The 26,177-nt window shown below is 47.1% G+C and carries 23 protein-coding genes; 17 read left to right on the top strand and 6 right to left on the bottom strand.

What is annotated here, in order from left to right; all coding sequences use genetic code 11:
• Positions 1 to 4: 4 nt before the first annotated feature.
• Complete coding sequence (locus IC230_RS09695) at positions 5 to 1,069, bottom strand: hypothetical protein (RefSeq protein WP_191038791.1); 1,065 nt, start codon at positions 1,067 to 1,069, stop codon at positions 5 to 7.
• An 84-nt stretch (positions 1,070 to 1,153) separates the two neighbouring features.
• Here IC230_RS09695 and IC230_RS09690 point away from each other — a divergent pair, with 84 nt between their 5' ends.
• The 6 genes from IC230_RS09690 (at position 1,154) to IC230_RS09665 (ending at position 6,901) form a co-directional block, all read left to right on the top strand.
• The gene (locus tag IC230_RS09690) at positions 1,154 to 2,371 is read left to right on the top strand and encodes a GlmU family protein (RefSeq protein WP_191038790.1); all 1,218 of its coding nucleotides are present in this window, start codon (positions 1,154 to 1,156) and stop codon (positions 2,369 to 2,371) included.
• A 63-nt stretch (positions 2,372 to 2,434) separates the two neighbouring features.
• Positions 2,435 to 3,553: a DNA polymerase III subunit gene (locus IC230_RS09685; RefSeq protein ID WP_191038789.1), complete on the top strand. Its 1,119-nt coding sequence runs from the start codon at positions 2,435 to 2,437 to the stop codon at positions 3,551 to 3,553.
• Positions 3,554 to 3,653: 100 nt separating this feature from the next.
• Positions 3,654 to 4,136 carry an ATP-dependent zinc protease family protein gene (locus tag IC230_RS09680; protein ID WP_223860571.1) on the top strand — a complete coding sequence of 161 codons (483 nt, stop codon included), beginning with the start codon at positions 3,654 to 3,656 and terminating at the stop codon, positions 4,134 to 4,136.
• 45 nt (positions 4,137 to 4,181) lie between these two features.
• Positions 4,182 to 5,090 carry a 30S ribosomal protein S6--L-glutamate ligase gene (gene rimK / locus IC230_RS09675; protein ID WP_191038788.1) on the top strand — a complete coding sequence of 303 codons (909 nt, stop codon included), beginning with the start codon at positions 4,182 to 4,184 and terminating at the stop codon, positions 5,088 to 5,090.
• 101 nt (positions 5,091 to 5,191) lie between these two features.
• Complete coding sequence (locus tag IC230_RS09670) at positions 5,192 to 5,749, top strand: hypothetical protein (protein ID WP_191038787.1); 558 nt, start codon at positions 5,192 to 5,194, stop codon at positions 5,747 to 5,749.
• 240 nt (positions 5,750 to 5,989) lie between these two features.
• Positions 5,990 to 6,901: a TIGR01777 family oxidoreductase gene (locus tag IC230_RS09665; RefSeq protein ID WP_191038786.1), complete on the top strand. Its 912-nt coding sequence runs from the start codon at positions 5,990 to 5,992 to the stop codon at positions 6,899 to 6,901.
• Positions 6,902 to 6,967: 66 nt separating this feature from the next.
• Here IC230_RS09665 and IC230_RS09660 read toward each other — a convergent pair whose 3' ends face one another.
• On the bottom strand, positions 6,968 to 8,419 hold the full coding sequence (locus IC230_RS09660; protein ID WP_191038785.1) for a mandelate racemase/muconate lactonizing enzyme family protein: 1,452 nt from the start codon (positions 8,417 to 8,419) through the stop codon (positions 6,968 to 6,970).
• A 172-nt stretch (positions 8,420 to 8,591) separates the two neighbouring features.
• Between IC230_RS09660 and IC230_RS09655 the strand changes: the two genes are divergently transcribed.
• The 11 genes from IC230_RS09655 to IC230_RS09605 all read left to right on the top strand — a co-directional run bounded on the left by IC230_RS09655 (position 8,592) and on the right by IC230_RS09605 (position 20,197).
• Positions 8,592 to 9,524 carry an RraA family protein gene (locus tag IC230_RS09655; RefSeq protein WP_191038784.1) on the top strand — a complete coding sequence of 311 codons (933 nt, stop codon included), beginning with the start codon at positions 8,592 to 8,594 and terminating at the stop codon, positions 9,522 to 9,524.
• A gap of 119 nt (positions 9,525 to 9,643) precedes the next feature.
• Positions 9,644 to 10,576, top strand: a complete 933-nt coding sequence (locus IC230_RS09650) for an RraA family protein (protein WP_191038783.1) — start codon at positions 9,644 to 9,646, stop codon at positions 10,574 to 10,576.
• Positions 10,577 to 12,036: 1,460 nt separating this feature from the next.
• Positions 12,037 to 12,798 carry a hypothetical protein gene (locus IC230_RS09645; RefSeq protein WP_191038782.1) on the top strand — a complete coding sequence of 254 codons (762 nt, stop codon included), beginning with the start codon at positions 12,037 to 12,039 and terminating at the stop codon, positions 12,796 to 12,798.
• Between the two features lie 195 nt (positions 12,799 to 12,993).
• The gene (locus IC230_RS09640; protein WP_191038781.1) at positions 12,994 to 13,218 is read left to right on the top strand and encodes a hypothetical protein; all 225 of its coding nucleotides are present in this window, start codon (positions 12,994 to 12,996) and stop codon (positions 13,216 to 13,218) included.
• A 77-nt stretch (positions 13,219 to 13,295) separates the two neighbouring features.
• The gene (locus tag IC230_RS09635; protein ID WP_191038780.1) at positions 13,296 to 14,918 is read left to right on the top strand and encodes a hypothetical protein; all 1,623 of its coding nucleotides are present in this window, start codon (positions 13,296 to 13,298) and stop codon (positions 14,916 to 14,918) included.
• Between the two features lie 41 nt (positions 14,919 to 14,959).
• Positions 14,960 to 15,355, top strand: a complete 396-nt coding sequence (locus IC230_RS09630; RefSeq protein WP_191038779.1) for a hypothetical protein — start codon at positions 14,960 to 14,962, stop codon at positions 15,353 to 15,355.
• A 212-nt stretch (positions 15,356 to 15,567) separates the two neighbouring features.
• Positions 15,568 to 16,161 carry a hypothetical protein gene (locus IC230_RS09625; RefSeq protein ID WP_191038778.1) on the top strand — a complete coding sequence of 198 codons (594 nt, stop codon included), beginning with the start codon at positions 15,568 to 15,570 and terminating at the stop codon, positions 16,159 to 16,161.
• A gap of 2 nt (positions 16,162 to 16,163) precedes the next feature.
• A complete protein-coding gene (locus IC230_RS09620) occupies positions 16,164 to 16,685 on the top strand; it encodes a CsgE family curli-type amyloid fiber assembly protein (protein ID WP_191038777.1) in 522 nt (173 codons plus the stop codon).
• Between the two features lie 30 nt (positions 16,686 to 16,715).
• Complete coding sequence (locus IC230_RS09615) at positions 16,716 to 17,138, top strand: curli production assembly/transport component CsgF (RefSeq protein ID WP_191038776.1); 423 nt, start codon at positions 16,716 to 16,718, stop codon at positions 17,136 to 17,138.
• A 64-nt stretch (positions 17,139 to 17,202) separates the two neighbouring features.
• Complete coding sequence (locus IC230_RS09610) at positions 17,203 to 18,633, top strand: CsgG/HfaB family protein (RefSeq protein ID WP_191038775.1); 1,431 nt, start codon at positions 17,203 to 17,205, stop codon at positions 18,631 to 18,633.
• Positions 18,634 to 18,667: 34 nt separating this feature from the next.
• Positions 18,668 to 20,197 carry a carboxypeptidase regulatory-like domain-containing protein gene (locus IC230_RS09605; RefSeq protein WP_191038774.1) on the top strand — a complete coding sequence of 510 codons (1,530 nt, stop codon included), beginning with the start codon at positions 18,668 to 18,670 and terminating at the stop codon, positions 20,195 to 20,197.
• Between the two features lie 59 nt (positions 20,198 to 20,256).
• Here the strand turns inward: IC230_RS09605 and IC230_RS09600 are convergent, their stop codons facing one another.
• The 4 genes from IC230_RS09600 to IC230_RS09585 form a co-directional block, all read right to left on the bottom strand.
• Positions 20,257 to 22,656 (bottom strand): gliding motility-associated C-terminal domain-containing protein, encoded by a 2,400-nt coding sequence (locus IC230_RS09600; RefSeq protein ID WP_223860563.1) that lies wholly within the window; start codon positions 22,654 to 22,656, stop codon positions 20,257 to 20,259.
• A gap of 212 nt (positions 22,657 to 22,868) precedes the next feature.
• On the bottom strand, positions 22,869 to 23,273 hold the full coding sequence (locus IC230_RS09595; protein ID WP_191038773.1) for a hypothetical protein: 405 nt from the start codon (positions 23,271 to 23,273) through the stop codon (positions 22,869 to 22,871).
• An 80-nt stretch (positions 23,274 to 23,353) separates the two neighbouring features.
• The gene (locus tag IC230_RS09590; RefSeq protein ID WP_191038772.1) at positions 23,354 to 24,493 is read right to left on the bottom strand and encodes an FG-GAP repeat domain-containing protein; all 1,140 of its coding nucleotides are present in this window, start codon (positions 24,491 to 24,493) and stop codon (positions 23,354 to 23,356) included.
• 43 nt (positions 24,494 to 24,536) lie between these two features.
• Positions 24,537 to 26,144: an ArnT family glycosyltransferase gene (locus IC230_RS09585; protein ID WP_223860553.1), complete on the bottom strand. Its 1,608-nt coding sequence runs from the start codon at positions 26,142 to 26,144 to the stop codon at positions 24,537 to 24,539.
• Positions 26,145 to 26,177 lie beyond the last annotated feature (33 nt).

Below are 26,177 nucleotides of genomic sequence, written 5' to 3'. Positions count from 1 at the left end.
TGAGTTATTTGTACGCCATTAACGAAGTATATTCTGCTATCAGTGCCCAGCTATGGGCTTCGCAGTGCCAGCGCATCTGTACAATTGAGCGGTCGGCAAAGCGACGTAGTAACGGCTGTTCGTAAGCAGTCAGCAGCCCCGCAATGAAAAAATTGAACGTACTGATATCACGTTCAATACCCTCCGTATTCACAGACGTAGCAACCGCTTCGCCAAGACGTATTAAGGACGTTGCCAGAATCATCTGCTCAACGCGGTTTTTGACTTTGGCCAATTCCTGGTACGTGTCCCTGATCAATTGCGGGCGAAGGGGTTCCAGTTCAGGAATAGCGAAAGCGGCCATCAAGCGCGTCAAATGGTAGATGATCAGTGAAGTTCGGGCGTAATGCGGAGCGCATCGGAAGGGTTCCGTAACGTAGCGCCTGGACTCAACAATGGAGCGTAAATACGTTAGCGAATCGGTATCATGCTGATTTCGAGGCAGATTGTACTGATAGATGCAGTACAACATATTGCTGAGTGCACAGGCATCGAAATCGACTCCCATATTTTTACCAAACCAAGTTGAGTATGCCTGTAACTGACGATACTCGTCGTAAGTATTTCGTATTCGTTGCGGCTGACTTCCATTGGCATGCTGCGCCAGCTTATCCTTCAACCAAAGTTGATCGGTACGCGACGGTTCCGTAGTGAGGTAAACCATAGCCGTGTCGTCAATATCATCGGGAATCCGAAAGTGCTCGAACCGATGGAAGATATAGCCATTCGAAAAGTGACGCGATGGGCGCGTAGGCCAGAAATTATACGTATTCAGCCCATCTTTATTCTGGAAAATCGGATAAGCCTTTACAGCTCTCTGCTGAATGGCATCAATCAGCGCCTGGCTTTCTGACGATACGTCTGGTTGGAGATTTTTTAGCGTAAATACTGTACTGGCGGTAAAGAACACGTTTGTATCCGCCCGCCGATACCCAATCATCGAATTGCTGCGTACCGAGGGAAATAACCCCGTTTTATCCTGCAATCGGGCAATGCGTCGGATACTGGCGTCTGTGGATAAGGCAGTCATAAGTTTAGTAAAAGTACAGCTTGCTACGTGCTTTTTTCCAGATTAAGAGTTGATATTTGCCCACTGATTTCATTGACGCAAGCCATGGCAAACCTGATTTTATTCGACGATCCAGGCATTCGAACAGCGCTGCTGCCTTTTACCTTCACGCGACCCGTGGCAGGCATCCGCATCGGCATTCAAACACTGGCCGAGAAATGGGCCGATTTCCTGAAACTGACGCCTTCTTTTCTGACAATACATTATTTACAGGCAAAATTTCCGCAAGTAGCGACTACCGACAACTGGTATGTCAACGGCGCGGTTTGCCCAACGCCTGCCTTGCAGGAAGCGCTTTCGGCAGTCGCTGTGGGTAGCGGACTCATTACATCCGGTGGGTTAGTGCTGGCTGTGCGGACAGATCATCCGTTAGCAGCCCCCCCGACCGTCAGCGAAGAATATGACTTTCAGACATTCGCTGAACCGTTGACGATCATTTATAATCCATGGGATATTTTCGTCCACAACGGCGACCAGATTCGCGCTGACTTCGCCCGAATAACCGCTGGGCGAACATCACAACCCATCACGGACCCCTTCACACGCTGTTACGCGCCCGAAAACATCTTTGTTGAAGAAGGCGCTACCATTCGGGCAGCTACGCTGAACGCCGAAGGTGGGCCTATTTATATCGGTCGGGACGCTACCATTAGTGAAGGCACCATCATGATTGGCCCTTTTTCGCTGGGCGAAGGATCGACCGTGAACTGGGGCGGAAAAATGCGAAACAACACAACGATTGGTCCTTTTTGTAAAGTTGGGGGCGAAGTGGGAAATTCTGTTTTCTTTGGCTACAGCAACAAAGGGCACGATGGTTTTCTAGGTAATTCGGTCATCGGTGAATGGTGTAATCTGGGCGCGAATGCCAATAATTCGAATCTTAAGAACGATTACAGCAACGTTAAACTCCACTCCTATGCGACGGGTCAACTGGAAGATACAGGTCGTATTTTCTGTGGCCTGATGATGGGTGATTTTACGAAAGTAGGGATTAGTACCATGTTCAATACCGGCACTGTAGTGGGTGTAAGCGCCAACGTATTCGGAAGTAATTTTCAGCCGAAGCATATTTCCTCCTTTTCGTGGGGCGGGGCCATTGACGGTTTTACAACGTATCGACTTGAGAAGGCACTTCAGGTAGCGGCAGAAGCGTTTAAGCGACGTAACAAAGAGTTTGATAAGCAGGAGGAAGACATATTGAGAGAAATCTTCTCTCTCGAACGCTCCCGACCTATAGATACTACGTCGTCGTTCAATTTTTAGCCAGTACGGCTACTGCACCGGATTTAAACCCGGTATAGTAGCCGTGCTGGTATACATTAGCTTATGCAATTTTCTGAAATCATTGGTCAGGATGAAACCAAGCAGTTACTGTTACGGGCGGTGCAAAGCAATCACCTGGCTCACGCACTGTTGTTTGACGGTCCGGCCGGGAGCGCTAATCTGACGCTGGCGCTGGCGCTGGCTCAATACGTCAACTGCGAAGACAAGCAAGCAACGGATTCATGTGGGCGGTGTGCGTCCTGTATAAAGACCCGGAAACTCGTCCATCCCGATCTGCACATGGTTTTCCCAGTGGCGAATCTGGCGAAGGGAAAGACCTCGGAAGCATACCTGACCGACTGGCGGAAGTTTCTGCTTGAGCAGCCGTATCGAACTTTACCCGATTGGCTTGAAACCGTAGGAGCCGATAATAAGCAGGGAAACATTTCGGCGGAAGAGGCCCGAAATATTTTGCAGAAACTCTCGCTGAAAGCGTACGAAGGAGCCTACAAAATCATGCTGATCTGGCTGCCCGAACTGATGAACGTAGCGTCGGCCAATGCACTGCTGAAAGTGCTGGAAGAGCCCCCTGCTCAGACTCTTTTTCTGTTAGTGACAAGCCAGCCCGATAAGCTGCTCATCACGATTTTGTCGCGAACGCAACGTATTGCCGTGAGTGCGTTTACGGATGAAGAAGTCGCTACGTACCTGCGACAGCATCTGAATCTCGACGAAACCACCGCCCGACGTAACGCGTATCTGGCCGATGGCAATCTGGCTGAGGCTCTCCAGCTAAGCGATCAGAGTACGAATCTATCGGAACAGCATACCTGGTTCGCGGACTGGATGCGGACTTGCTATCGGCAGGATTTACTTACGCTGGTCCGGCAGGCCGATCAGTTCGACGGTTTCAGTAAGGAAAAGCAGAAGGGTTTGCTTGATTATAGCATCCGCATGTACCGCGATTTATTTCTGTGGCAGCAGGGCGCCGGTGAGTTATTACGCTTGCCCGATGAAGAAATGGCGTTCGTCAAAAACTTTGTTAAAGTCTTAACCATTCACCATATCGAACGGATTGTCACCGACCTCAATGAAGCCGCTTATCACCTCGAACGTAACGCCCGGGCCAAAATGATTATGCTCGATATGTCACTCACGTTCAGTCGATTAATACGAACGTAGCACCGATACAGTTATAAAGTCGTAGAGTTTTAACGTTCCGCCTTATCTACTCATACTATGACTTTACAACTAGATGGCTCTATAACATTACAATTCCTTTATGAACTTCCTCTCCTCAAAGCCTAAGCAGATCATCGGCATGACGGATCTGGTTGATTTTCCGGATCTGGAACTGTTCGACGTGCAGGCTAAGGTGGATACGGGTGCTTATACGTCAGCGCTTCACTGCAAAGATGTTCAGGTAAAGCGAACTGGTTTGCGAAAGAAATTAAGTTTTTGGCTAATCGACAAAACCGGCGAGCCCGCCCGACAGTTTTATAGCGACAAGTTCAGCCAGCGCATGATCCGCAACTCGTTCGGTGTGGCCGAACTACGCTATGTGATTACAACGCGAATTGTTTTGTTTGGGCGCACGATTCGGGCCGAGTTCACCCTTGCCGACCGTGATCAACTAAAAAATCCTGTATTACTTGGCCGTAAACTCCTGCGTAACCGCTTTATCGTAGACGTATCGCAAAAGAACCTATCCTATCAAGAGAAAGTCACTAGTCAACAGTTGTCAGTCGATAGCAAAAAAAAGTAATCACCAGGGATGCTATTGACCGACGACTATCCACGAACTACTCCAATGCGTATTGCCATTTTATCGGCTAAACCGAATTTATATTCGACCCAACGCCTTCTCGAAGCTGTCACAAAGCGCGGCCATGAAGGGCTTGTGGTCAATCATCTGAACTGCCAGGTCATGATTGAAGGGGGCAAGCCTTCTGTTCTGTATGAAGGGCAGGAGCTGGACAACCTGGATGCGATTGTTCCCCGTATCGGCGCTTCGGTGACCGATTATGGCTGCGCCGTAGTCCGACAGTTTGAGATGATGAAAGTTTTCACAACTGCGAAATCACAAGCCATAACCCGGTCACGAAATAAACTACGCAGTTTGCAGGTACTCTCAAAAGCAGGCGTCGGTTTACCCAAAACGATCTTTGCCAACCATCCTAGAAATGGCGACGTAACGCAGCTTATCAAGCTAGTCGGCGGGCCACCCGTTGTTATTAAACTGCTGGAAGGTACCCAGGGCATCGGTGTTGTGCTTGCAGAAACGATACAAACAGCCAAATCGACCATCGAAGCGTTTTACGGGCTGAAAAAAAACGTACTGGTGCAGGAATTTGTGGCCGAAGCGAAAGGATCAGACATTCGGGCATTTGTGGTCGGTGGGCGCGTGATCGGTGCCATGAGACGGCAGGGGCTCGAAGGTGAATTTCGATCCAACATCCATCGGGGTGGGAATGCCATGATGATTCAGCTTACCCCCGATGAAGAACAAACCGCGATCGAAGCGGCCCGTGCGCTTGGCCTGAAAGTGGCGGGTGTCGATATGCTTCCGTCCGAACGAGGTCCGTTGGTGCTGGAAGTCAACTCATCTCCGGGATTGGAAGGCATTGAAACGGCTACTGGTATTGACATTGCCTCCGAAATCATCGCCTACATCGAAGATAAAATCCGCGCCGACGAAGGCGACATGGTGGGCGTTTAGCACAGTAAAGAATGTATAATGAATAGTGAAGAATAAATACTTTTGTCAATCCGTACTCGCTATCATATTCTTCACTATTCATTCTACATTCTTCATTAAAGATGCCTGCGCTTGATCCTGATCTCAAAAAAGCCATTGTCCGGATGCCGGGCACGGAAAAAGATAAATTATTACTACGGCTGATTACGAAAGACGCCGTGCTGACCGAACGACTTCAGTTCGAGCTGGTAGAGCAGGGAAAAACCGTTGACGAAAGACGTACTATGATTCGGGAATTTATCGATCGTACGGCAAACCTCCACGCCGATTCGGCAGGCTGGCTCATGATGGACATGCGGACCGTTAGTGGTTATATCAGCCGCCATCTGAAGGTTACGAAAGATAAATACGGTGAAGTTGAGTTAATGCTCTACATGCTCAATACATTCTATGAACGGAACGCTCACCTACTCCAAAAATACAATTCACGCACCGACAAGGCCGCCGAATACGTTGCCAAACGTACCGAGCAGGTTTTAAAAAAAGTCGCTAAACTCGATCCGGATTATCATATCGAATTTGCCGACGAGATTAATAAACTTCTTAGCTGGGTTAATTATGCGGCTCCAGCGCACTATGCCCGCCAGATGAGCTTACCTAAAGAGTGGGATCTAGCCTGACTTTTTTGATAATACAGCCAGAAAAACGAATCGTCAGGAACGCAGCGACAGTAAGTCATTGCACAGGTCAGCTACGTCCTGTTGCTTAAGCGAACCATTCTGTCAATAGCTTATGAAGCTTAATCAAAACTAAACGACCTGTCTGGCGGCTACTAATCTGATTATATGAAGTTTAGAATTTAACTAAAACCCTATCCCCCCTGCCTCGGTTATTCGTTTACATACCCGCCCTATGTAATTATGAGTCAAACCGTTTTAATCACAGGCGGCACCGGTTCAATCGGTCGCCGACTTACCCAGGTACTTCGTCAACAGGGATTCCAGATTTCACTGCTTAGTAGATCCGACAAACAGATACCCGATGTAACGGTGTATCAGTGGGATATAAAGAAGGGAGCTATTGACCCGAAAGCTATTACTACGGCCGATTATATTATTCACCTGGCGGGGGAAGGTATTGCCGATTCCCGGTGGACTGACACGCGAAAAGATGAAATTCTTGGCAGTCGGCTGCAATCAACTGAATTGCTGGCAAAAGCACTAAAAGAACACCCCAATAAGGTAAAAGCCTTCATTGGCGCATCGGCCATCGGCTATTACGGTGGCGACACCGACGACCGCCCGCTCACCGAAACGACCGTTGCAGGCACTGATTTTCTGGCGCAAGTCGTACGGGCCTGGGAACGCTCAGAAGATCGGATAGCCGCCTTGGGCATACGTACCGTAAAGTTTCGGATCGGCGTCGTGCTGATGACCGATGGAGGTGCCTTACCTAAATTAGCCCAACCCGTTCGATTAGGCGCGGGCGCACCGATTGGATCAGGTCAGCAGTACATTTCGTGGATACACCTTGATGATCTTTGTCGATTGTTCAGCACCGCGCTAACCGACGACACCTGGCAAGGGGTCTATAATGCCGTAGCTCCCAATCCCGTCACAAATGAAACCATGACACGTACCATTGCCAACGTATTACATCGCCCGATGCTATTGCCCAACATCCCAACGTTTGCGATTAAACTGCTTTACGGCGAAATGGCGATTGTGGTTACTGGCGGCAACTACGTACTGAATAAGCGTATCGCTGAAGAAACGTCATTTAATTACAAGTTCAGCGACCTGACGAACGCGCTGGAAGATCTGTTGAAATAAGCCTTAAAAAGCAATCAGGGAGCTGCACATGCAGCTCCCTGATTGCTTTTGCAAATTACCAACGTTCTAGCTCCACTCCCGATCCGCCGAATCTTTTGTATTCCACGTATCAGTTGGCGCAAACCAGGTTGCTCCTTTTTTGAGGAATTTCTTAGCCACTTCTTCATTCAGTTCAACACCGAGGCCGGGCTTATCGGGAACCTTAACAAAACCTTTCTCCGTAATCGGTTTCATACCCGTAATCAGATCTTCCCAGCCAACAACGTCGACGCCGTGGTGCTCAAGCGCTACGAAATTTTCGGTAGCAGCTGCGCAATGAACATTGGCCATCATCGAAATTGGCGAACCGGCAAAGTGCATGGCCATTGGAATCCCTTTTTCTTCGGCATAATCACCAATCTTCTTGGTCTCAAGCAAACCACCCGACGATGCCAGATCGGGGTGAATCATATCAATCGCTTTTGCATCGATCAGCTTGATAAACCCTTCTTTCAGGTAAATATCTTCGCCGGTCAGCGTTGGCGTATCGATAGCGTCCGTAATTTGCTTCCACTGATCGGTATAGAACCAGGGAACAAGATCTTCGAGCCACGCCAGTCGGAACGGTTCCATCGCTTTACCAATCTGAATAGCGGTGTTTACGTCAAAGTGGCCGAAGTGGTCAGCGGCCAAAGGCATATCGTAGCCTACAATGTCGCGCACTTTACCCACGTGTTCCACCAATTTATCCAGTCCTTTTTTGGTAACCTGAATACGCGTAAACGGATGTTTTGTGTTGGCATAGTTACCAAGTTTACCAGGCTCATTATCACTCCATTGCCGTTTTACGCTCCAGTTATTGGCGTTTACCAACAAACCAGGCTGGTCGGCCAGCATACCAATACCGAAATCCATCTTCAGAAACGTATAGCCCTGATCTCTACGCTTCTTCATATTCTGGGCGAACCCCTCATAGGTATCTGCTTCAGGCGTGTCGGCATAGAGTCGGATAAAATCACGGTACTTACCCCCGAGGAGTTGATAAGCCGGTACGTTATAGGCTTTACCAGCCAGATCCCAAAGAGCCATCTCAACACCACAAACGCCCCCAGCGGCACGACTTTGTCCGCCAAATTGCTTGATCTGCTTAAATATCTGCTCTACATTACAGGGGTTCTTGCCAAGAATCCGGCTTTTCAGCATCAGCGCGTAATTGGCGCTGGCACCATCGCGAACCTCGCCCCAGCCAACAAGTCCCTGGTTTGTATCAATCCGAATAATCGGGCTGCTAAAGGGTACACCTTGCAAGACAGCCACCCGCATATCCGTAATTTTCAATTCCGACGGTTTGGCAAAGCGGTTTACCTTTTGGGTGATAAATTCCATTTCCTGCTCAGCAGCGAATCGTCCGGGCATTTTGTCGAACATCAGCCCCAGCGAAAGACCACCTAAGCCCGCGTTACGTATGAAATCCCGGCGGTTGGGCGCGTCGCCGGAGGCCGATGGTGGTGGGGTTAAGCGTGATAAAAAGTTTTTCATGGCAAAAGGTCGTCTGTTTTTTGGCTATTCCTCTATAAAATAAGCGAGTGGCAGTATTTTACTTATCCAGCCGTCTTTTGTGGGTGTAAACCACGTTTCTTTTAACGCAGTATAGCCCTGTTTCTACCATCTCAATAGCCACTGAACTTCGTTTCGTTGACCCCAAAAAGCGATGATAAAAAGAACTTTATTTGTACTAACACTCACTCTTTCGGGCAGCCTTTTCGCCCAGGCCCAACGGGTAGGCTCATCGCCCGAACACGTAACCGCCTTAACGGCCAACTGGAAAGGTGAACGGACACCCGATGGCCGTCCGAAAGTATCGGATTTAGTACTGGAACGATTACAGAATTGCACACTGGAGCAAATCTGGGGCTATCTGGGTAACAAAGGCTACCGGAATCAGGTCGAGAAGAACTGGGTCATTCTTAAGCCCGGCGAAACCATGACCGGCCGCGTCGTGACGGCGCAATTTATGCCTACTCGCCCCGATCTCGACAGTCTGGTAAGGGCCCAGGGTAAAGCCGAAGGTCGTTCGCAGAAAGGCGGTATTAACATCTGGCCGATTGATATTTTAACCAAAGGCGATGTCTACGTAGCAGACGGGTATGGAAAAATTAAAGACGGTACGTTGATTGGTTCGAGTTTAGGGAATGCGATTTACGGCAAAACGGGAAAGGGCGTCATCTTTTATGGGTCGATTCGGGATATGCAGGAGTTGAAAGACACGAAAGGCTTCAATGCATGGGTAAAAGGCCATGATCCGTCATACATCAAAGACATGACCCCTACCTCCATCAACGCGCCAATCCGTGTCGGTGATGTTACGGTGCTGCCCGGCGATATCGTATTTGCGAACGAATATGGTGTCGTGTTCATTCCGGCCCATCTGGTTGAAGGACTGGTATCCGCTTCGGAGATGACGGGGTTACGTGACGAGTTTGAACGCGTGCTTCTTCAGCAAAGCAAATACCCATCGGGCGAGATCCACGGCGATTGGTCAGACAAAATCAAGAATGAGTTCCGGGCCTGGGTTGCCAAATACCCCAAGAAATTAGCGATCACCCAAAAAGATTTAGAAGCCTACTTAGCAAAAGGTCATTAGTAGCATCCGATTTTCAGCACAGAGTTACGGAGAACACAAAATACGAACCATTCCTTTATGATCTTTGTGGCTCTGTGTTTCGTATTTACTGGTTACCCTCTACTTAATTTATCCGATCGATGAAGTCCAGAATTGCTCTCTTAGTTTCTCTCATTACCATTTTTTTCGTCAAAGGTGCTACGTTCGCTCAAACAATGCCGAAAGATGAATTGACGTTTTTAACCTCCGAGTGGAAAGGCGAGCGCTTTCCGGATGGGCGTCCTAAAATTCCGGATGCGCTAATTGAACGGGCCAGGAATATCGGCATTGACGACGCCTGGACGGTTTTAAAAAACGAAGGCTACACCAATCAGTTTGAAGGCAACTGGAAAGTCATTCACAACGACGTAGTGGTTGCAGGTCGAGCCGTTACGGCTATGTTCATGCCCAGTCGACCCGACGTTGAAAAAAACATCAAAGAGCGTGGCATAAGCAAACAAGGTAGGAAGGGGAACACCAATACCTGGCCCATCGAAGTGCTTACCAGGGGCGATGTCTACGTAGCAGACGGCTTTGGTAAAATCGGTGGCGGAACGCTCGTCGGCGCTACGTTAGGGAATGCTATTTTTAGCAAAACCGGCAATGGCGTCATTTTCAACGGAGCCGCCAGAGATTTACAGGAGTTGCAGAACATTAAAGGATTCAATGCCTTCGTCCGCGATTTTCACCCGTCTTTTCTGGAAGAAATGGTATTAATGGGCTTGAATTCGCCGATACGTATTGGCGGCACGATGGTATTGCCAGGCGATTTGGTGATTGCGCAACGGGAGGGCGTGCTTTTTGTTCCGGCGCATATGGCCGAACAGGTAGTTACGACCTGTGAGTTTGTTACCCGCAAAGATCAGTTTGGCTTCGAAACAGTCAAGTCAGGACGGTATACAACCGGACAGATCGACAGCCAGTGGACCGACGAAATCAAAACGGAATTTCTTAAATGGCTGGGGCAGCATCCAGAATTGGGCACGATGACCCGCCCCGAACTGGACAAAGTAATGAGCAAACGAACCTGGTAAATACCACAGTATCTTTAATACAGTTATTTACATTGATCAGTGCTGTTGGTAAGCGTCCAGCGTCCAAACGAAAAGCAGATTGTCCAGTATGATCTGCTTTTCGTTTGGACGCTATTTTCTTAATCCAACACCATACAGATTGTCTGCTCTGTGTTAGGCTGATTTTTTCGTCAAGTGCCGATCGTGGTCTATAAACAAACGGCTTTCGCTTATTCATATAATGTAAGAAACATTTGCTACTGAACAGATTTAAATCTCAGGCAAACTCATATCTATTTCTGATAAAAACAACTGGCTCCGTAAGTGTAAAATTCAAACAAAATTTCCCTAAAACTAATACTAATAGTAGCATATGATTGGCACCATTTTTTGTCTATTGTTATTTAAATTAGAAAACTACTTTTATTGTTAAGTTATTTTTTAACAATAAAAGTAGTTTTAATTAACAAATTATCACTTCCCTTATACATACAGATATCTTTTCATTTTGTTTGAAAACAGTATGCATTAATTTATAAAAGTAGTACCGTTTAGTAAATTTGGTCACTAGATTTTACCTACATAGCCTGGTACGAGTACACTAATAACTAATTTATTATCTTATTATAGTATACATAGATGAACATTGACTAAATGATTATCTGACTTGAAAGTCAGTAAGTTATAGAAATGGTTATTCTTCATATAATAAAAAAATGGTGTAGACTATTCAGCAAAAGCAGGCATGTCTATAATTTTATGAAAATACCTAGATTCAATATAACAATTGTTTTTCAAAAAAGGCTGTATACCTTTGACATAACCAAAAGCTAAATCAGTTTATCAAATCTGCATTACTCAGTATTAATACAGATAAGTTACAATTGACTTGGCTTATACATCCTCTTTTTTTATGAAACTTTCCTTGACAACTTCTGACTGCAATCATTTGCTTTATAGGTACAAAGCCTGGCGCTTGCCTTACTCCATTCTCGTATCTCTCTGATCGTAGAATCATCGTTTCATCAATTTGTTTCCTGATTTATTTTTTGGCCTGAGCGGTTCAATGGGATATAATACTCCCTAAGTAATCACACGCCTACCTGTTCGAGAACCCATGTGATATACTGGTTTTGACTAGTCAATTACAACTACATCATACAAAATCTATAGAACTTATTTACAAAATAGAACTTTCGTTATCAAATTATATAGAAAGTAAGATGAGCATGCGGATGCCGACATGGTTTCCCAACGACGATCACTACGTATCAATCAGCCCAAACAGGGAGAATTACTTACGGAATGATCAAGCCTGAACCCTTACCAAAGGACTACATGGAACGGACGACAATTAAAGTACCCGGATTGATTGGTCAACAATCAGGTTGCTGAGTGAAGTATCCCTACGGTGTGGCGGATAACCGCCCAAAAATCATCTTTTTCATTTTAACCATTTTTATTTACTCCTTTTACAAATCATGAAAAAAGTATTTCTTTCCCTCGCTATCGCTTGTGCAATCAGCACTACTTTTGCTCAAAACCAAGCTACGCTCGATCAATCTGGAAATAGCCAACAAGCAACAATAAAACAAGCTGGCCAAAACCAGGCCTTAGTTACACAAAACAACGGTTCGTCTGGAGCGGGTAGTAATATCCTGACCTCTAGCCAGATAGGATCTGGTAATTACCTGCAGTCTACGCAGTCCGGAACAACGAACTCGGCCAGCTTTACTCAGAAATTACAGGGAAGTTCGTACGCTTACTCGACTCAAACGGGAACGTCAAACAAGATCACGTCTGAGCAGGCGAGCTACAGCGGGTCGGCGGCTACGGCTAACTTCACCCAAAACGGTACGAGCAACGAAGCAACACTCGACCAGGCCGATAACGTTAGCGGTCAGGGAGGCACGTATGCTACATTTACTCAAACCGGTGAAAAAAACGTAGCATATATTAAGCAGGGTGATGCGACTACTGGCGATGGGAACACGGCTACCATTACGCAGAAAGGCAATTTGAATACAGCTAAGCTTGGGCAGACAGGCGTTCTGAATACTGCTGACCTCTCTCAAATTGGCAACAACAACGTAATCAAAGGGTTGAGTGGCGACATCGCTACTCAGATCGGCACGTCTAACAGCCTCATGATTAGCCAGAACAGTAATTTTAACACGGCTTCGGTAGGTCAGAATGGTACGGGTAACGTCGGCAAAATCACACAAGGCAGTGTTGCTCCCTAATTAGAAATACTTGCTTTTGCTATAATTCGCTTTAAAAGGGTACTCTTTACGGGTACTCTTTTAAAGTAACTGGCCCCCTGGTCAGCGTAAACGTAGCTAAAGGCTTTGGTTTAACTTACTGCTCTTCCTGGGTACAGCGTTTGGTTCCTTATCCTCTCCTTTTGCAGCAGATCGCTGCTTTCTCCAAACTTTGCCATGAAACGTATAATCCTCACCGGTATAGCAGCGATTGCTGTTGCTACAAGCAGTTTCGCTCAAAATAACAACGCGACTTTGAATCAAAATGGGAACAATAACAACTCATCAAGCTCGCAGATTGGCCAGTCGAAACAAGCTACTATAGACCAGTCTGGCACAGAGCATAAAAGCACGACCACACAAAACGGCGCCTTTCAACAGGATTCTCACCAAGTCATTTAAGCAACAAATCGAAACAGTGTCAGTAAGCAGTCTGAAGGATTTAGCGGCCTTTATATTTAGTTTATAGTCTCCCTATCATGAAAAAAAAGGTTCTTACTGCTTTCGCCTTGTTGGTTTTTGTGGCCGAGAGTTATGCGCAGAATACCGCTACGCTTAATCAGGTTGGTACTAACCAGACCAGCCATCAAAGTCAGTCTGGTGCGAATCTAATATCTACAGTTACGCAGGGCAGTAACCCCAATAATATACGTAACAAAAACAATCAGATGCAGACAGACCAATCGGGTAGCTATCAGATTGCCAACGTTCTTCAGGATTATGGGTCGGCTTATAATCAAGCAACTATTGTCCAGAAAGGGGGCGGCCCTTTAGCATCTCTAGCTAACTCGGCCGCTATCAATCAGGCGAGCAACAGCGGAGGAACGACTTTTCGCAGTACGTCGCCGGGTTTAGGCATAGTAGGAACAGGAAACTACGGCACTATTTTCCAACAGGGCGCGGGTAATGCTTCTGTAATCGATCAGCAGATTTACAGCAGTGGCAATTACGGTTCTATAGATCAATACGGTACCGGCAACAGGGAGACAAGCATCAGCCAAAGCAAAGAAGCGGAAGGCAACAACGCACAGATCCGACAGGGCTCTTTGAACAATGCCGTTTCGGATAATAGAGCGGCCATTGCTCAAGAAAAACAAAGCTTTTTCAATGATGCTCAGATCGACCAGTCCAGCCATGGTAACACTGCTGAGATTTGGCAGCGTAGTTCCAGTTCCTACAACACAGCCACCATCAGTCAACAGGGCACTAACTCTCAGGCTAAGATCGAACAGAGCTACACATCATCAGAAAATAAAGCGACTCTCACGCAACATGGAAACAACAACAAAGGAACGATCGAACAGCAAAGTACCAGTGGCGGAAGCGCGGTTGGCAACACGGCTACTCTATATCAGCAGGGTAACAACAATTTAATTACCAGCATCTTACAAAACTATTTCAGCTCTAATAACAAAGCGTATTTAAATCAATACGGAAATAACAATAAAGAAACCCGAATTAGCCAGCTTCAAAGCTCCAATAACAATACGGCAACGATCAACATGGGGGGCGACGGCCCGACAGGGCAATACCCAAATGGCTGGATACCCGTCAACAACGGCACAGCGGTTATTGACCAAAGCATCAATAGTCACGATAACATAGCCCGTATTGGGCAGTCTGGTGATGGACATAATGCCCAGATTTATCAGACGCTATCGGTCAGCAACAGCAACGCTTACGTCGATCAGTATCCGGCGGGCTCGGCAAATACAGCACTGATCCGTCAGACCCGGAGCACAGCCAGTCAGACCAGCATTGTGCAGAATCAGAACAGTTTCGGCGGAGGGAATGGTAATAATCTGGCGGAAGTATTCCAGGGGTCTTATGAAGACGGTTTGTCGAGCGGGAATATCACATCGGTCATACAGGAGAAGCTGAACAACATCAGCCGGAATCAGCAGATCGGCGCGAATAACATGGCCATGATCAACCAATCAGGAAATGGAAATATTGTTGCCGGACTGAATGCGGATACAATGGCCCGACAGATAGGGTCCGATAATAAGTTGTATATTAGTCAGACCGGAACCGGGAACGCAGCGCATGTAATCCAGGCTGGGTCTGGTAACATGCTGATGATCAACCAGTCGAGTAATTAAAGCATACTTTTGCTTTTTAACCATAACAACAAACAATAATCATGAAACGTATTATCTTTCTCGGCCTAGCTGCATTGAGCGGCACAACGGCTCTAGCACAAAATTCAGTTGTAATCAATCAACAAGGCGGCCCTCATGAAGTTTCTGTTATTCAGCAGGGGGCCAGCAATACGTCGGTTATCAATCAGGCAAGTGCTCGTCCTTCAAACCACGTATCGGTCGTTCAGTCAGGCTCGGGCAATGTCGCTACCATCAATCAGGGAAATGCCGATACCAACACGACCGATTCCCAGAATTCAGTCAACGCGACTCAGTCAGGCGAAGGCGAAACGATCATCAATCAGACAAAAGATGGCAACTCCATCAGTGTCTATCAATCCAGCGGCAACGTAACTGATCGGAAAAAGAAGGTGGATCGAAAAAAGCCGAAAGAGTAGAACGAATTAGCTAAATAAACTGACTTGTTAGTTTTTCCATGACCCGCTTAGTCTGAACTCGGACAACTGGTCATGGAAAATAGTTGTTTATACCGTAATCAATAAATAAGCGTAGTTCTTACCGGAAGATTATTTCATTCGATCGTTCTATTTTTTTCTTATGATTTCTAATATTTATTATCTTTATAGTCTAAAAAATATGCCTCATCGTTATGAGCCGCCACCTTCTAGTTGTCTTCTGCTTTTTTAGTTTATTTGCTGAAGCTCAGACCAATCTGGTAACAGGTGGTACGCTGGATGCCTACTGGAATTTACCGACAATTCCGACCCAGACACAAGCTACACTACGCTTGAGTACGGCCAGTCTTCCTGCGGCCTCTTCGCAAAATGAAGTTGTCACCCGGCAGGAAGGTGGCGCCAATACGGCGATGCTGTCGGTCTTGTCTGGTGCGCAAAATCGACTAGAGGTCAATCAGTATACAGGCCTGAATTTTGTAGATGCAACCTTGACCGGAGTCAATAACAGCGTGCTTCTTAACCAGACAGGTACCGGAAATTCGATCTCATTCGGGCTGAACGGCAGTAACAATCAGTACGTATTAGCGCAGGATGGGGGCGATCGGATTCAGATGCAGGGCCTCCAGAAAAATAACGAACGCCTTGAAGTAAAACAGGGATACGGGAACAACTCACTGACCCTCGACAATACAAACCTGTTTCAGGGGAGTGGTATTCCGAATCTGCACATCGAACAGACGGGGGGAGCATCCATTACCATACAGCAGGGAAAAGTTATTGGCAATTAATCATGCATTCGTTACGCTACATTTTTTTCAGTTTTTTACTAAGCTTTACGTCTGTTTGCTACGCCCAGGACCCTGAGCTTGATGGGAAGCTCATCGAGGAGACCATGAATGAGGCTGTGATCACTGAAGAAGGAACAGAAACCTTATTGCTGGATAATACCCGATCGAAAATTGGTCGTGATTTTTACGAAGCGTTCTTCAGGCATTATGCCGAATTACCCAAGGCTGTCGGACCAGTTGCAGCCGCTGATACAGCTCAGAAAATAACGCCAAACCTTGAGTTGGATCTCAATGCGTTCATCGTTACTATCGACGAACTACCCGCGTTCGGCGTTGGCACCAGCATCATATCTGTGTCATTGAACGACCAGCTGATCTGGCAAAACTACGTTCAGATACGACAGGAAATTCTTGAACTGTATGCCAATAATGCGGCTGAAACAATCAATCAATATGTATTGAATTATCAGGAAGTGCAACGCTCACTTGAAAGTGAAGATCAGCGTGGCAGCGGCATGTTCTGATGCAGACGTCATCAATATTCTTTTTCAACCATGAAACAACTTGTCCTTTCTTTTCTTCTCCTGATTAGTGTGCCGGTCTGCGCACTGGCTCAGGCGTTTGTCTACCACCCGAACAATCCTAATTTCGGGGGTAACACATTTAATTATTCCTGGATGCTTAGCCAGGCGCAGGCGCAGGACCGAAACGTTGATCCGTCAACCAGACGAACGACGACTTCGTCCTCATCCAGCAATAATACGCTGAATAATTTTGCTCAGAGCCTTCAGAGCCAGCTACTTAGTCGAATCACAAGCAGTTTGATAAACAAGCAGTTTGGCGAAACAACCCTACAGCCCGGCACGTACAAATTCGGTGATTTTCAGGTCGATATTTCCAATGATGCAGCAGGCGTAATCGTTCGGATTGTTGATGGAAAAGGAGGAGAAACGTCCGTTACCATTCCTTACTTCTGATCTACTTCCTTTTACTCCTTTGCTACGTGGCTTTATCCGGCCACTTGCCTCTTTTTACCATACCATGCAAAGCTATCTGGCCAGAGCGGTTCAGGCACTTATCCTGAGCAGCTTAATTGGATTGTTATCGGGCTGTACGGCTTATTTTCATCAGCCAACAAAAGCTCGTCGGGCCCGTCTGGGTGAAGAAACACCAAGCACGACAACCCTGCACCAGCTACCCCCTGTCAAGGAAAAAATCGTAGCTGCTGTCTATAAGTTTCGTGACCTCACAGGTCAATACAAACAGATCGAATCTGGATCAACTTTCTCCACAGCCGTAACCCAGGGTACTACGAATATTTTGCTGAAAGCCCTCGAAGAAAGCGGCTGGTTCGTGGCCATTGAACGGGAGAACATCAGTAATCTGCTCAACGAACGGAAAATCGTTCGCTCGAGCGTAGCCCAGTTTAAAGAGGGCGAAAACCTTCCTCCGCTGCTCTTCGCCGGGATTATCCTTGAGGGTGGGGTCGTATCATACGATGCGAACGTTATTACGGGGGGCGCTGGTCTGCAGTATTTCGGAGCTGGCGCAGCCACGCAGTACCGTCAGGACCGGGTGACTGTTTACCTGCGAGCCGTATCGACTAAGTCGGGTAAGATTCTGAAAACGATATACACCTCCAAGACCATCCTGTCACAAACAGTTAACGCTACCCTTTTTCGGTACGTCAGTTTCAAACGGCTACTCGAAACCGAGACCGGATTCACGACGACCGAGCCGGGCCAGATGGCGGTTACGGAAGCCATCGAGAAAGCTGTTGAAGGACTCATCATCGAAGGCACCAAAGACGGTCTCTGGTCAGCAGCCGATAAATCGATGGGCGCCATGAAAACTGTGATTGACGCTTATGACAAAGACAAAGCCGTCATGAGCGAAACCGATGTATTTGGCGTGCGCCCGGAAGTAGCTCCCCCCTTCCTGACGCTTTCTGCTTACACGGGTATCATGCGCTATTATGGCGATTATGCCCGCCGTACATACAAGGGTGCTTATGGAGCGTCGCTGGATTTTCACATTACGCCTGTTGTTGGGATTCAGCTCAATGCCGCTACCGGAACACTGGCCAGTGAAGGTGCTTTTTCTGCCAACATCACCTCCCTTGAAGGAAACCTGATTTTTCGAATGATGCCTTATCAGCGTTGGACTCCCCTACTCTACGCCGGTGCGGGGGTTGTATCACGCGCAGGCTCTTCAGCGCTCGATTTGCAGGGGGCCAGCTATCTACAGGCACAGGCAGGGGCAGGCATTCAGTTCTCAGCCAGTAAAGTGATCGGTTTTCGGTCTACCCTGTCGTACAACCAGCCTTTTACCGATGCTTTAGACGGTAGAGTAGCTGGCACCCGCAACGATTATTATTTGCGCGGTACGTTTGGCCTGGTCATCCATGTCGGTCGTTTCCCAGCCAAAAACCGCCCCGTAGTCACTAAGCCCGTGGCCGCTCCCAAAAAATAATCGTTTGCATCAAGCTCATAAAGTCATGATTCCAATGAAATCGCTACACTATCTATCCCTGTTTTTTGTTGGACTGCTGGTCCTTTGGGGTTGTAATGAAGACATATACGTAGACCCTGTTCAATACACCAACGTGCGGGGTCGGGTGGTCTATAATGCCAATCAACAGCCTGCCCGAAATGCACAGGTCACCCTTTCGCCCACCAGCCGGGTCGTCAGTACGGATTCGTCCGGTAACTTTCGGTTCGACAGCGTACTGGTGGGGAGTTACACCCTCCAAGCTTCTAAAACAGGCTACGTAACACAGGTCGCCACAGTTTCGGCTACGGCGGATGCGTCTCCTCTGATCACGATTCAGCTCAGCGACGATAAATCACAGAATCGTCCTCCTACGGCACCCACTCTTGTTTCACCAGGTCTCAACAGCTCTACGCAATCGACGACGCTGACGCTTAAATGGAAAGCGACAGACCCCAACCGCGATAGTTTAACGTATGATGTATTGCTGTACAAGTCCGGCGTCTCTACGCCTACTTCATCGTATACGGGACTGAAAGTTGATACGCTGGTTGTATCGAATCTGGAATACAACACAACCTATTTATGGCAGGTGATCGTGAAAGACGGTGTGAATACCGTGAATGGGTCTATCTGGTCGTTTGCTACGGGGGCTTATCCTGACTACAGCTACCTGTTCGCCCGAAGAATAAACGGACGGTATCAAATATTTGCGTCGAACGCCACAGGTAATGCAGCCCAGTTTACGAGCGAAGGCAGTAACTGGCGTCCGATCGTCAGCCCGAACAAACAGCAGATCGCTTATATCTCCAACGTCAATACTGATCTGCATTTGTTCGTGATGAATTCGGATGGCAGCAACAAGCGACAGGTCACGACAGTTCCGATCGCCGGGCTCTACCCGACCGACTTGTCGTTTAGCTGGTCACCGGATGGCACTTACTTATTGTACCCGAACAATGATCGGCTATTTACTGTGCGCACTGACGGAACAGGCCTGCGGGTCGTATCTCAGGCTCCCTCCGGACGCGTGTTTGCCGGTTGCGACTGGACGCCCCAAGGAAATCGAATCGTTACCCGCACCACAGGCACCAGCATCTACGATAATGAACTGGCAACCTCGCAGGCCGATGGGTCCGACTACAAAATAGTCTACAGCCAGAAAACGAACCGGGTTGGAAATCCTGTTTTCTCGGTCGATGGCCGACAGCTGACTTTTTCCGCAGACTCAAGTGGCTTTATGAACGAGCAGGGTCGCCAGCTCGATGCCCGGATCTACCTGCTCGATCTGACAACAAATCGCCTGGTCAACTTGTCGTCTTACCAGACCTCCCAGAATTCGAACAACCAGAATAAACCATCGGGTACGAATGATTTAGAACCTCGCTTTTCGCCGAACGGTGCGCAAATCATTTTTACGAATACCGACAATACAGGCACTGAAACGCGATCTGTTTACTCGGTCGAAATCAATCGGCAGGTACAGGGAGGAATCACCCGTAAACTGCTATTTAGCTCAGCCGAGATGCCGTACTGGCGACAATGAGGCTCATAAACGAACGACGTTATGATTGAAGAACCAGTTGGTACCATGACGTCATTCGTTTACCGAATAACACTCAGCTGGCCCCGATACGTGAAAGGTTGAGCAACAGCTCCCGTTTGAATCTGATACGTATAACTGCCCATCGGAGCGAAAGTCTGCTGATAGGTGCCATCCCAGGGTTGCGAATAGCCCCTTGAATAAAATACCAGTTCGCCCCAGCGGTTAAAAATCGACACTTCGCATTTGGGAAAAGCACTGATATTCGGGATCACCCATGAATCGTTTACGCCATCGGCGTTCGGCGAAAATGCCGATGGAATGTAGAGTGGTTCCGTTACTTCGACCACCGTAGTAAATGTTGATGGACACCCTATCTGACCAACGGCAGTTAGCTGATAACTGGTTGTCACTGTTGGCGTAGCCACTGGGCTAGCCACATTGGTTTGTGACAGCGATGCAGGCGGTTCCCAGAAATACTGACGAACAGGCTCGTTAGTCTGGGTAATTAGCTGCACGCTGTTGCCTTTCATGATACCGTAAGTAGTCTGCCCAGTTATTGTCGGTCCAGATGACACAGTAACAGAACGGCTTTGGGTAACCTGGCATCCCTTATCCGAGATGATGGTATAGATTAGTTTGTGCTGACCCACCCCTGCCGTTACCGGATTGAACTGATTACCCTGCACCCCGTCCCCCGAGAAGGTGCCGCCCGCCGGTTGTCCACTGAGTGGCACAATGGGGCCGCCCGTACCACATACTGGCGCAATGGAATCCAGTTGTACAGCAGGCGTACTGTACTGGGTAAGGGTTAATTTGTCGGATATAGCTGTACAACCCGATGGTGCTGCTACAGTTACCTGATACGTTCCTGCCTGCTTTGCGTCGATGCGGCTGGTCGTGTCCGTTAATCTGGCGTTATTTGTTTGCCAGACGTATCGGGAACCGCTCTGATTACTGTTGGCAATTAGTTGAACGGTTGCACCTGGACAAAATACCAGCGCCGATGCGTTAAGCCGAACAGCTGGTAGAGTATTAATGACTACATTAACACTATCCTGCCCATTGCAAACGGATGACGCGGAAGTTATAAATACGCTGTATGAACCCGATTGCGTAGTACGTATTGAAGACCACCGCTCCCCTACTAGTTCAGTTCCATTCCTGCGCCATCGAAACTGAGTGTCGGGGGTCCCTTCTGCTTGTATAGTGACAGTATCACCTGTACAGTAAGGCTTTGCGGTTAGTGAGAGACTGACAGATCGGGTTTCCAGCAGTGTCACCTTTATCGCCTGCGATATGGTGTCATTGGCACATACACTCGCTTGACTTTTAATGACCGTGTATACCCCGGACTCACTAACTTGTAGCGTATCAGCCGTTGAACCACGCAGGTTTGTTCCGTCTTTCTGCCATTGATAGGCCCATATCGAATTCTTTTCAACACTGAGTATTAACGGCTGGCTTTTGCACAAGGTCAATTCAGTCGCTACTTTCCCGTTAGCTACAACAACAGCAGGAGGTGGGGTATTTTTCGAACAGTCAACGACAGGCAGTTGAAAATCACGCCGGACCACACCGATACGTACGCCATTCCGGAATTCTTCGCATTGCACCGTAAACAAAAATAAACCCTCCTGAGAAGCGCGGACGCTTAGTTGCCCAGTACCCTGATTAATTGTTAGTGCTGGATTTCCCGGAATAATGTTGGTAAGGCTATACCCTGGTGCCCACATAACAGCAGGGTAATTAGTCTGGGGAGCGAGGTTTGTGCTGACTGGGTTTGAACGACTGGTGTATCCATTCAGGGGTGTTACCAGAGAATAGCGCAGTTGGTCACCATCAGCGTCGGTGGCATCGGCGTTAAACGTGAATGGCTTATCGATACAAATGTAACTGCCATTAGGTAAGCGGAAATCAGGGGCCGAGTTTTTGAAGTTTGTCCCATTTTTAATCATGGGAGGAAATTCCAGATAAAATGTCATGGCTACCCCGGCCGTTGCAGCTGCATCTACGTTCGTCAGCGCACTGTTCCGGCAGCACCTTTCCCACACAATATAGTACCCCCCCGGATCGGTGAACTGCCTGGAATCAAATTGGTGCGTATCATAATATAATGCTTGCACAAAGCTTAGCTGACGTAGCTTTGCACAAGCCGCGTTATCAAATGTAAGGGGTAGTGTTTCCCGTAAAAGCAACGTAACGCTATCAACGAGTATTGGATTCTGTTTGCGATAGATCAGCAATCTTACCGAGCGATCCTGGTTAGCAGTACTGGTTTTTGTAGCATCCCAATACTGGTTTAGCTGCAAGCGGAACAGACCGGGTGTTGTTCCAATAGCGCGCATGCTTACATCTCCGCCAATGATATGATCGGCCTGCGCGGATATAGTTCGCAAAACAAGCAATACCAGGATAATCTTTAAGGCTACTTGATGATAACCGCTGGCTTTCCTCATCATTCATGTAAGTCGAACTTATGATTGACCTGACCGACTCATACAGAATTGAAGATACGCATACTTACATTTTCAATTCAATTCATTACGTAAGCGGTCAACATTGGTTGTACAGTCAACGTAATAAAAGATAACAGCCTTTATGAGCCAAACGACGCATTGTTTTAGGACAGAAATACTACGTGGTCAACAAGCCTGCTGTAAATGTGCTGTTCTTAAAGGTTTTTTACAAATAGTGACTGCATCATCGTTCGCAGACGGCTATGCGCTACGTAAGCCCAGATGAGCAGCATATACATCGAAAAATCCTGATACGATATCGGAAAAGCAATGCTGTTGACGTAGTAGCGTGTCGAGGTAAAATCAAGCGTTGGTGTAAAACCCAGCAGATTCTCGTAGCCCAGAATCAAGGTCAAACCGAGCGCATAAAACAAGTATTGGGGTTTGCGAAACGCCCAAAGTATGCCTGCCAACGTAGTAGCGCCAAAGCCCAAATAATGCTGCCAGGTCAGCGATAGGTCAGTGGTATAAGCCACATAGACGGAATAAATCTGAACGCTTATCAGTACAAGTAAGATGAGGCCATAGCCATAAAACTCCTTTAATTGAGCACGTTGCATAAATAGATAAGTTACGGAAGAGAAATTGTACGAATGATAAAATTACAAGAAAACTACTATATAGATAGGTTAAAAGACTATTATTTTTTCAGATTTCCGACATTGTAAAAGACAAACAAACCGTCCTTACCAGCCACGACAATGTCTTTACGACCTGTCTTGTGCAAATCAGCGATGGCAAAGTAAATGCCCGTACCTTTTCCAACGCCAGCTGGACCGTAGGATATATCGTGCTTCACAAATTGTTTTTTCGACGTATCCCAGGTGAAATAATATAGACCTACCGGGTCATAAGCACCAGCATCGCCATCGTTGTGGGCGCGGTACCGCTTGCCCGTAATCAGATCCGGACGACCATCGCCGGTAATATCGGTCCACTCAAGACAGTGGTATTGCGAGTTTTTATCGTCAATCAGATGCTTCGTCCAGTTGCGTTTGCCACTGCCATCCTGCGTTTGTTCATACCAGTGTAATCCATAGCCATGCCCCTGCCCTACGATCAGATCGTTACGTTTATCGCCATTAACGTCGGTGACGATAACGGGAACACTCGCCGTTCCGAGAGCAAACTCAGCGTGGAGTGTCCAGGAACCGGACGTACGATCCTGAGGAGCCTCGAGCCAGCCATCACTGATGATCAAATCGCCCCGACCATCTCCATTTACATCGCCAAAGCCAAGGCCATGCCCCTGCTTTGGGGCTACCGTAATCGTTTTAAATTCACCTGGACTGACCAGCTTGATGTACTTCAGAGGATGTCCGGGATTGTTCGGTACAATTTCGAGTTTGCCGTCGCCGTCGATATCCCAGGCGCGCGTAGTCTCGACATTACCGACCTTCCCAATTTCATGCAATGGCCACATGGCTTTGCCATTGCCTGGATTCTCCACCCAACGTAGCGTTTGGTCAAACCAGCCACCGGTTACGAAATCCATACGGCCGTCGGCATTGACGTCCATGGGAATAGTCGAAAAATCGTCAAAATATTGATCCTTACGCGGCTCATTACCAATCAGATGCCGACGCCGGAAGTCAGGCCCTTCGTACCAGAAATCGCCCGACACAATATCGAGCGTATCATTTTTGTCTACGTCGAATACACCGACTGATTCGTAGCTCTCAGCAGCGACAAAATAGCGTTTGAATTGAAGCGTGGGTTCAGGAGCAGTCAGACCAACCAGTAGAAGAACGACGAATAGACTACTTATGACACGGACCATATATGCAGGTGTTTTTACACCATAAGTCTCGTTTCTGTATGGCCTACTCTACTGCCGGGCTCTGTTTAATGGGCACTACGGCAACTCTGTATATTTTGACCGTATCGATCGGAAACCGGGAATAAGCCCAGGCCGCTCCACGACCGTAAAAACAGTTGTAGTAACTGGTCGAAATAAAGGTCAGCCAACTGAAAGGAGAGGTTAGATAATTGACCTGTTGAAGACGAACACCGTCAGGAATTCGCTGGCTGTCGATTCCCTGGGGTTGCACTAAATAGTCGCCCGTCCGGAATTGCATTGAATCGGCCTGCACTTCTTTAAACCCGTTCTGTTGAGCGTACCATTGCCAACCCCAATGCCCAGCGGTCCAGATACGATGTTGACGGGGTACTATACTTGCGGCTTCTTTCGCCTTTTGACGATAAAAATCCGCAAATCGCCAATCAGATACGGCGAGGATTATTGTAATAGAAGCCGTAGCCAAAACCGTTTGCACAGCATTCGTTGCAGAAATTGTATCGACCCAACGGCCTCCCAATAATAGTACGGGTGGAATGATTAATAGAACGTGGCGACTGGCAATAAACGGAGCGAATAGAATAACAAATCCACTCACCGCAGCTATCCAGATAATCAGTATTACATCTACCGAATCAATTGACGTATTACGAACAAAACTGTTCTGCCAGACACTGCCGACTACGAATACTATAGTTAGTAGACCATTTATTAAAAAAACTGTGGATAAAATATCATTCGATGTTAAAATGAATATCCGATCTTTAACCGTGGCAATCGTTAAGACAATAAATGATAAAGCGACAACAGGAATTAGTAACGTACTGAGTTTATACCGGGATAAATAACCCGCAAAAAAAGCTAGTGAAAATGGAGAAATAGCCCCCAGACACGTAATAAAATCAAGTAAATTTTTAGTAAATAAGGCCAGTGTTTTCTGATTTTGTGGTCTGTTAACAATATGAATTGATGAGAATTCAACGTAGTTCCATAACGACCAAAGGCCTAAAATAGCAGCAGGAATAAGTACTACGTATAAAAGGCGATATTGCCTGCGCCAGAGCAGCGTAATCAACAGAACAACCAATAAAGGAATATTCGTGTATTTGATCAGTAAACTGAAACCTAAAATAAGGCTGGCTTTCCAGTAACGGCCCGATTCAGATGGAACGTCCTGTTGAAGTAGGTAGTAAAGAAACCATAAGTCAAAACACAAGAGTGGAATATCCACCATCAAATTCTGATTGATTAAAAACGCAGGGCAAAACGCCAAAAGCGATGTTAATAATAGCCCTTTTTTCAGGTTTAAAAGTTCAGTTATTTTGAAAAAAGCGACTAATGCTAGAAGCGTAAAAATTGATTGAAAAAAGTGTAGAATTAGTTCGCCCGTTCCGAATAAACTACTCACAATTGCTACCCAATAAAAATATAAAGGTGGCTGATTCGCCATGTACATCGGCTCCTTGTTTTCGTCCCAGTTAATAAATCCCGACATGGGACGTAACGGGTGCTGTCTGATCCAGTTGGCCGCTTCTAAATGGAACGTATCATCGATGTGATAGGCTTTATTGATGTTGATCAACGTAACAACACAATACACCAAGCCAATAATCAGCCACTTGTTAATTGACATAAGTTGATAGTAAAAAAGAGAGACGCAATGAAT

The organism is Spirosoma validum (genome assembly GCF_014699035.1).
Lineage (GTDB): Bacteria > Bacteroidota > Bacteroidia > Cytophagales > Spirosomataceae > Spirosoma > Spirosoma validum.
This window is presented reverse-complemented; position numbering and strand designations above follow the sequence as displayed.

Excerpts from the sequence above, each read along its gene's own strand:
- IC230_RS09650 (WP_191038783.1), top strand. The coding sequence starts at position 9,644 with ATGAAGTCCAGAATTGCTCTCTTAGTTTCTCTCATTACCATTTTTTTC.
- IC230_RS09590 (WP_191038772.1), bottom strand. The coding sequence starts at position 24,493 with ATGGTCCGTGTCATAAGTAGTCTATTCGTCGTTCTTCTACTGGTTGGT.
- IC230_RS09690 (WP_191038790.1), top strand. The coding sequence starts at position 1,154 with ATGGCAAACCTGATTTTATTCGACGATCCAGGCATTCGAACAGCGCTG.
- IC230_RS09685 (WP_191038789.1), top strand. The coding sequence starts at position 2,435 with ATGCAATTTTCTGAAATCATTGGTCAGGATGAAACCAAGCAGTTACTG.
- IC230_RS09600 (WP_223860563.1), bottom strand. The coding sequence starts at position 22,656 with ATGATGAGGAAAGCCAGCGGTTATCATCAAGTAGCCTTAAAGATTATC.
- IC230_RS09635 (WP_191038780.1), top strand. The coding sequence starts at position 13,296 with ATGAAAAAAAAGGTTCTTACTGCTTTCGCCTTGTTGGTTTTTGTGGCC.
- IC230_RS09620 (WP_191038777.1), top strand. The coding sequence starts at position 16,164 with ATGCATTCGTTACGCTACATTTTTTTCAGTTTTTTACTAAGCTTTACG.
- IC230_RS09615 (WP_191038776.1), top strand. The coding sequence starts at position 16,716 with ATGAAACAACTTGTCCTTTCTTTTCTTCTCCTGATTAGTGTGCCGGTC.
- rimK (WP_191038788.1), top strand. The coding sequence starts at position 4,182 with ATGCGTATTGCCATTTTATCGGCTAAACCGAATTTATATTCGACCCAA.
- IC230_RS09610 (WP_191038775.1), top strand. The coding sequence starts at position 17,203 with ATGCAAAGCTATCTGGCCAGAGCGGTTCAGGCACTTATCCTGAGCAGC.
- IC230_RS09695 (WP_191038791.1), bottom strand. The coding sequence starts at position 1,069 with ATGACTGCCTTATCCACAGACGCCAGTATCCGACGCATTGCCCGATTG.
- IC230_RS09645 (WP_191038782.1), top strand. The coding sequence starts at position 12,037 with ATGAAAAAAGTATTTCTTTCCCTCGCTATCGCTTGTGCAATCAGCACT.
- IC230_RS09670 (WP_191038787.1), top strand. The coding sequence starts at position 5,192 with ATGCCTGCGCTTGATCCTGATCTCAAAAAAGCCATTGTCCGGATGCCG.
- IC230_RS09680 (WP_223860571.1), top strand. The coding sequence starts at position 3,654 with ATGAACTTCCTCTCCTCAAAGCCTAAGCAGATCATCGGCATGACGGAT.
- IC230_RS09630 (WP_191038779.1), top strand. The coding sequence starts at position 14,960 with ATGAAACGTATTATCTTTCTCGGCCTAGCTGCATTGAGCGGCACAACG.
- IC230_RS09640 (WP_191038781.1), top strand. The coding sequence starts at position 12,994 with ATGAAACGTATAATCCTCACCGGTATAGCAGCGATTGCTGTTGCTACA.
- IC230_RS09660 (WP_191038785.1), bottom strand. The coding sequence starts at position 8,419 with ATGAAAAACTTTTTATCACGCTTAACCCCACCACCATCGGCCTCCGGC.
- IC230_RS09625 (WP_191038778.1), top strand. The coding sequence starts at position 15,568 with ATGAGCCGCCACCTTCTAGTTGTCTTCTGCTTTTTTAGTTTATTTGCT.
- IC230_RS09655 (WP_191038784.1), top strand. The coding sequence starts at position 8,592 with ATGATAAAAAGAACTTTATTTGTACTAACACTCACTCTTTCGGGCAGC.
- IC230_RS09605 (WP_191038774.1), top strand. The coding sequence starts at position 18,668 with ATGAAATCGCTACACTATCTATCCCTGTTTTTTGTTGGACTGCTGGTC.
- IC230_RS09665 (WP_191038786.1), top strand. The coding sequence starts at position 5,990 with ATGAGTCAAACCGTTTTAATCACAGGCGGCACCGGTTCAATCGGTCGC.
- IC230_RS09595 (WP_191038773.1), bottom strand. The coding sequence starts at position 23,273 with ATGCAACGTGCTCAATTAAAGGAGTTTTATGGCTATGGCCTCATCTTA.
- IC230_RS09585 (WP_223860553.1), bottom strand. The coding sequence starts at position 26,144 with ATGTCAATTAACAAGTGGCTGATTATTGGCTTGGTGTATTGTGTTGTT.